Annotated in this window: 8 protein-coding genes; 4 read left to right on the top strand and 4 right to left on the bottom strand. The window is 67.9% G+C overall.

The features are described 5' to 3' along the window. Positions 1–99 precede the first annotated feature (99 nt). The 3 genes from ON20_RS39415 to ON20_RS28090 all read right to left on the bottom strand — a co-directional run bounded on the left by ON20_RS39415 (position 100) and on the right by ON20_RS28090 (position 1,917). A complete protein-coding gene (locus ON20_RS39415; RefSeq protein ID WP_245547539.1) occupies positions 100–246 on the bottom strand; it encodes a hypothetical protein in 147 nt (48 codons plus the stop codon). Beyond that, a complete protein-coding gene (locus ON20_RS28095) occupies positions 240–1,358 on the bottom strand; it encodes an NAD(P)/FAD-dependent oxidoreductase (protein WP_245547538.1) in 1,119 nt (372 codons plus the stop codon). The genes ON20_RS39415 and ON20_RS28095 overlap by 7 nt, the downstream gene beginning before the upstream one ends. 79 nt (positions 1,359–1,437) lie before the next feature. Beyond that, positions 1,438–1,917 (bottom strand): RrF2 family transcriptional regulator, encoded by a 480-nt coding sequence (locus ON20_RS28090; RefSeq protein WP_040840579.1) that lies wholly within the window; start codon positions 1,915–1,917, stop codon positions 1,438–1,440. Between the two features lie 539 nt (positions 1,918–2,456). On the opposite strand from ON20_RS28090, the gene ON20_RS36995 reads away from it, so the two are divergent. Further along, complete coding sequence (locus ON20_RS36995) at positions 2,457–2,606, top strand: hypothetical protein (protein ID WP_157229087.1); 150 nt, start codon at positions 2,457–2,459, stop codon at positions 2,604–2,606. 95 nt (positions 2,607–2,701) lie between these two features. Here the strand turns inward: ON20_RS36995 and ON20_RS38225 are convergent, their stop codons facing one another. Beyond that, a complete protein-coding gene (locus ON20_RS38225) occupies positions 2,702–3,049 on the bottom strand; it encodes a LysE family translocator (RefSeq protein WP_218002668.1) in 348 nt (115 codons plus the stop codon). Between the two features lie 846 nt (positions 3,050–3,895). Here ON20_RS38225 and ON20_RS28080 point away from each other — a divergent pair. Genes ON20_RS28080 through ON20_RS28070 form a run of 3 tightly spaced genes read left to right on the top strand, consistent with a single transcriptional unit; the run spans position 3,896 to position 6,122 of the window. Then, entirely contained in the window at positions 3,896–4,270 is a 375-nt protein-coding gene (locus ON20_RS28080; protein ID WP_157229086.1) for a glutamyl-tRNA reductase, read from the top strand. Next, positions 4,267–4,977 carry a maleate cis-trans isomerase family protein gene (locus tag ON20_RS28075; protein WP_051163518.1) on the top strand — a complete coding sequence of 237 codons (711 nt, stop codon included), beginning with the start codon at positions 4,267–4,269 and terminating at the stop codon, positions 4,975–4,977. The genes ON20_RS28080 and ON20_RS28075 overlap by 4 nt, the downstream gene beginning before the upstream one ends. Beyond that, a complete protein-coding gene (locus ON20_RS28070; protein ID WP_040840576.1) occupies positions 4,974–6,122 on the top strand; it encodes an FAD-dependent oxidoreductase in 1,149 nt (382 codons plus the stop codon). Before ON20_RS28075 ends, ON20_RS28070 begins: the two co-directional genes overlap by 4 nt.

The following is a 6,122-nucleotide window of genomic DNA, read 5'->3' as shown; positions in this document are numbered from 1 at the left end:
CGAGACCGGGACCGGTCGGTCGGAAAGAGTTCGAACCTCCACGCCATCCCGATCACGATCCTACGTACGAGGCATGCCCACCCCACACCTCACGTCGGCTCACCGCGACTCGCCCACGTCCGGTCCGGGCGAACCCGTCCCCGCTCGTGGTGCACGGATCTGCCGGACCGAGAACCGGTAGTCGGCCTGGCGCAGCAGTTCGTCCGGATCGTCGGTAGGGGGATAGATCCACAGCTCGTTCACCATGCGCTTACGTGTCTTGGCCACGTCTCCGGTGGCGACAACACTGCGCTCCCACCCGCTGGTGAACACCGCTCCCGTGACCCCAGGTCGAGGCAGGTGACATACGGGGTCGCCGCGAACGGCACGGCCGGCAGCCCCAACAGGTCGGCGGCCGCGTTATGTCCCGCGAACCTACCCAACTGCAAGGCGTGCTGGCAGCATTGCAGCACCCGCCGCCCCGGTTCGGCCGCCGCGGCGGCGGTGTCGCCCGCCGCATAGACCCCCGGCACCCCGGTGACCTGTAGATCCTCGCCCACATCCAGTCGACCCAGCCGATCGCGACCGCCGGGGATATCGGCGGTGAGCGGGCTGGCCTGTACCCCCGCCGTCCAGACCACGGTGCAGGCCGCGAGGTCCGTGCCGTCGGACAGGGTGATCCGATCCGGTTCCACCGTTACCGGACTCACCCCGAGCCGTTGCTCCACCCCAATGGCCGATAGGACATCGAGGATCTGCGGCCGGGGACCCGGTCCGAGTTCGGGTCCGACCGTATCGGCTCGCTCCACCAGTACGACCCGAACCCGCTCGCCCGGCGCCCGGGCCGCGGCGATGGCACCGAGACGATCCACCAGCTCGGTGGCGATCTCCAGGCCGGTGAAACCCGCGCCCACGACGACAGCGGTGAAGCGGCCGTCGTTCGGCGGAAGGTCCGGCAATCGGTGCAGATGCGCGTCCAACGCGGCCGCCGCCGGAAGGGTGTCCACATCGTGCAGCAGTTCGGCGCCCGGCAGCGTGGGTCGGACCACCTGACTGCCGGCGGCAAGAATCAGCCGGTCCCAGCCTATTTCATTGCTGCGACCGTCCCGTCCGACAACGGTGACCCTCCGGCGGGCGGTGTCGATCCGGGTCGCGGTGGCCGCGACCCGGCACACCCCGACGGGCCCCAGGATCCGGTCCAATGTCACCCGCATGCGGTCGGGCTCGGCCTGATACAGGCGTGGGCGGATGACCAGATCATCTCCGGGAGCGATCAGCGTGACCGATAGATCGCGCCCCACCCTACGAGCGAGCCGTACCGCACCGGCAGCGCTCCACACACCGGCGAAACCGCCGCCCACCACCACGATTTCGGACATGGTCCCACTCCTCGACAATCAGGGATATTTGACATCTCCATTCCCGCCGGCCGGTCTTCGCCCACGAACGTTTGTTGGGTCAGGTATCCGGATTCGCGAACCCCTGTCGAGTGCGCTCCGCGGAGCTTGCGGGAGCGCCGGCGGCAAGGTCCGCGATGGTCTGCGCGGCCAGCTCACGCCGCCACGCCAACTCCGCGCGGCGCATGGCCACCGCGATCCCGCACGGCCGAGTGAACTCCGCGCCCGCCATGCGGCCACTGTGCCCACGCCGGCGGATCTCGGTGCACCGAAACGGGTCCACGCCACCCTCGACGGCCGTCACGACATCGAGCAGCGTGATCCGCTCCGCGGGCCGAGCCAGACCGACACCGCCCCGCACCCCCGGAACCGAGGTCAGGACCCCGGCGCGCACGAGAGTCTGCAGACGCTTCTTCAGATACTCCACCGGCAGGTCGAACCAGGCGGCCAGCCGCGCGATCGGCACCGGCCACCGATCCTCGAGCCACGCCAACGTCACACAGCAGTGCAGGCTCCACTCGACACCCTCGCCCATCTTCATAAAAGGGATATTATATATCCCGATTAACCGAGGCAATAGCGACCTCGGCATTCACCACTGGTCACCGCCGGGCGGCACCGGACGCTCATCGCTGTCCGAAACCTGCGCATTACCCGCGACGGCCGGATCACCACGGGTCCTCGGCATCGTCCCGGGACCTGTGCGCCGACCGACCGGGCGGTAGCGGTGTTGTCGATAGGGGTCGTGATTTCCGCGGTGCGTCGCGAACGACCTACGACGAGGTATTCCACGTGGGGACGGACGCGCCTTCCGCCATGAGCGCTTCAAACGTACGCACGACGCTCGGAATGGCAGGCGGCAGCGGGCACACGCCTCCGAGTTCGGCGGTTCGGCACAGTTGCGGCCTCCTATCCAACGGCCCGCGGCCACGACGGTGCGGCCGCCGCCACGCTTTCGAGCAACCGGAACCTCTCACCTTCCGTGAGCTGTAACCCAGATCGCCGTGGCGATAAGGGTTCCCGGCGCGATAACGGGTAGCCGGTCATCGACAGCGGGACAAGCTCTCGAAGGAGGACGTCGTGCGCACTTCCACCACATCACAGGAGATCCGTCGACACGATTCACGACGTATCGTGCCGAATTTCGGCACTCCCCGTTCCGCCGACGTGTTGATACTGCTCTGGGTTGTTCTGATGGCAGCACTCAGTGCGGCCATGGTCCTCATCTGACCGCCGAACTCGCCTCGACCCGACGACAGCATTACCGCCCTGCCCCACGGATCGGCCTCGCCGACGATATCGCCGGACCGGTCCGGCGGGCCGCTCTATTCGGCGGCCGGGCGTGCACCGAATCCCAGCAGAGCGGCCCCCGCCGCCGTGTCCACCAGGCGCCGCATATTCCCGCGGACAAGCCGATGTCGGATGCGGTGCACGAACAGCGCTACCACGAGCAGCCACGATGAGCCGAGCACGGCCACCGCATAGGCGAGCAGCAAGGCGTGGGCGGTGGGCGATCCCGGCCGCAGAAACTGCGGCAACACCGACAGATACATCACCAGGATCTTCGGATGGGTGATATCGGTCAGGGAACCGGCTCGCAGCGCACGCTTCTCGCATCCCTCGGATGCGGCGGTATACCGGTCTCGATGGTCTCCGCGCCGGGCGGTGCGCAACGCCTGTGCACCCCGAGTACGCCGCGCCTGCCCAGCGCAATACGGTGAACAGCGGCCGGGACCCGGCGAGCCCCGCACCTACCCCAGCACCACCGCGCTGCCTTGAACCACGCTTGCGCGAAGATCCCCGCGACGGCCCCGGCACCGCCGCGAATGCCGCCGGTCATCGCATCGCGCATGGTGATCAACATATCCGGACCCGGCACCAGGACCAGGGCGATCACAACCGTCAGATACCCCAGGTAGTCGTACGCAGTCACCGTCTGCAACTACCCGGCATTGATGCGGTCGATCGTCCCGCGCAGCTCCGGCAGAACAGGTTTCCCCTCAAATTCTGGCGCGCAGAAAGGTCTCTTGTGTTACATCCCGGGACTGACACGGCCGTGCAAACCGCTGAAAGCGCCGTCATATGAACCGTAGGGCACGAGAGCAGAACCTGGGCCGAGTGCCGTGGCGACCTCCTTCCCGCCCTCTCGAGCGGACCACGTTCCGTTGTCGGACACAGGACCGCCGGCACCCGATATTTCTCGTAGTACAGAGGTCGGATTCGGCCCCGAACCCGGTCACCGCCGAAGGTGAACTAGGGATTTCCCTACTATCGCGCTCGATGGGCATGGTCGATTCTGGCTGGGCGATGCGGGCGCAGGGCGCAGGCGCATCCGCTGTGAGCGGGCCGAATGTCATAAGGAGCAACATGTTCGAGGAAGCGCCCACTCGCCCCCATGTCTGTCATCGGGTGAATTCCGGCCTACTCGCCTCCCGGTGCTCACTCGCCGCCGATTCGACAGCCGATGCCACATCCGACCGAACAACGTCGGCCCACACCGCGTCGCGGCCGGACCACTGATGGGCACGGCATTGTTGTCACGTCCCAGCGCAGCACACGTCGAACCCCCGATTCCAGGAGGGCCGGGCTCGAATTCGGAAGGTGGACCGGTCATCGGTGCGCAGGGCCGAGACCGGCCGGATACCGGAGGCGCCACCACAGCCCTCGCCGCACTGCACAACCGGGTGCTCCGTGTCTGCGAGGCGGAGTTGCGACGTCTGGACTCACGTGTGCCCGACCTCGACTCCCGTGCCCGCGACGAGGTGGCCGCTGCCGTCCAGCGGGTGGTGGACGGCCTGTTCGGTGATCTCCGATCCCGGTTGGCCCGCGATGCCGGTCTCGTCGACGCGGTCCATGTGCTCTTCTCGCTCGACATTCCAGGAGGCAAGCCGTGACCAGAGTCGGTGTCGTAGTGCCGCCGGCCAATCCCGCGGCGGAGCCGGAGTTCTGGCGCCTACTCGACCGACAGGCGGACCTGCATGTCACCCGCTTCCCCGTCCAACCAGACCTTTCGCTGGCCGCGCGCCTGGCGTCCTACAACGACGTACTGCCCGATATGATCCGCTCGTTCGGCGGCCTGCCGCTCGACGCGCTGGTCATGGCCTGCACCGGCTCGCGCTACCTGCTCGGCCCCGCCGAGGACCGTCGTGACTGCGCCGAGCTGAGCACCCGATTCGGTCTGCCGGTGGCCACGGCCACCGAGGCCATCAGACGGGCCCTGGAACACCTTCGTGCCGAGGAGATCACATTGATCTCCCCCTACCGGCCGTGGCTGACCACGCGGGCGGAGCGATTCTGGACGGCAGCGGGCATACGGATCGCCCAGGTGGTCAAGATCAAGGCCGGCGCCCGCTACCTGCCCTACGAGGTCACCACCGACGAGCTCGTCACGCAGGTCGAGAAAGCGGGAGCGACCCGCGACGGGGTGCTCCTGCTCACGGGCACCGGTATGTCGACTCTGCGGGCGATCGACAAACTCTCCGAAGGCAACGAGCGGACGGTCCTCACCTCCAACCTGTGCGGCGCCTGGTGGGCACTGACCAGCGCGGGCGAGTACGCCTCTCTCGAACGTGCCGAAGACGGGGAGAAGGTCGCCGTATGAGTGCCGAGGTGATCGTGGTGGGGGCGGGGCCGGTCGGTCTGGTCACCGCACTCACCCTGGCCCGGGCCGGAGTCGCGGTGCTGGTGCTGGAACGCGAACCGGGCCTGGGAACCCGCTCACGCGCCGCTACGATCCACGCGGCCACACTCGATCTCCTCCACGAGCTCGGCGTCGCCGACGAACTGGTCACCCGCGGAGTCGTCGTGGACCGGCTGCAGTGGCGCGACCTGGCGGGGGCCGTGCTGGCGGAGATGACGATGAACGTCCTCGACGGATCGACCCGATATCCGTTCCGGCTACACGCGGAGCAGACCGTACTCACCACGCTGCTGCTCGAGGCTCTCGGCGCGCACCCACAGGCGGTGGTGCGGTTCGGTACCCAGGTCGATGCGGTCGCCGACAAGGGAACCTGCGTGGAAGTGGACAGCGCGAACGGCTCGAAGCAAGCACTCTATCTCGTCGCCGCCGACGGTGCGCACAGCACTGTCCGGGCCTCGGTCGGTGTATCGCTTCCCCGATCCACCTATCCCACCCGCGCGTTGCGGGTCTTCACGCGATCACCGCTCGATGAACTGCTTCCCGGGCTGGCTCCGATGACCTATGTGCGTGATCCGGTCCAGTCGTGCAGCCTGTTACAACTGCCCGACCACTGGCGGATCGTTCTCAGGACCGGCCCCGACGAACCGGTGCCGCAATACATCGCCGGTCTCGCGTCGAATGAGCTCGACATTGTCGACGTACACCGCTACGAGCTCGCCGGCGGGGTGCTCGGCGCGTTCCGCCACGGCCGGGTGCTGTTCGCGGGCGACGCCGCCCACATCACCTCCACCGCCGGCGGCCTCAATATGAACGCCGGTATTCACGACGCGGTCGACCTCGGCGCGCCACTTGCGGACGTGCTCGCCGGGCGCGTACCCGCCGATACATTGGACAGCTGGTCGCGGCGCCGGCGTGCGGTGATGGTCGAGCACGTGGTTCCGGTCAGTGAGGCCAGGGTCGCGGGCGTACAGGACGGCGATACCACCCGGCTGCCCGCCGAGATCGCCGCGATCCAGGCCATCGCCGCCGACCGCGAGGCCACCAGGGCCTATCTGGCCGCGGCCGCCATGCTCGACACCGTCCCCCTCCCGGTAAGGCACACCTGA

It is taken from the genome of Nocardia brevicatena NBRC 12119 (assembly GCF_000308495.1).
Taxonomy (GTDB): Bacteria; Actinomycetota; Actinomycetes; order Mycobacteriales; family Mycobacteriaceae; genus Nocardia; species Nocardia brevicatena.
The sequence above is the reverse complement of the archived record's forward strand: the minus strand, read 5'-3'. Positions and strand labels throughout refer to the sequence as shown.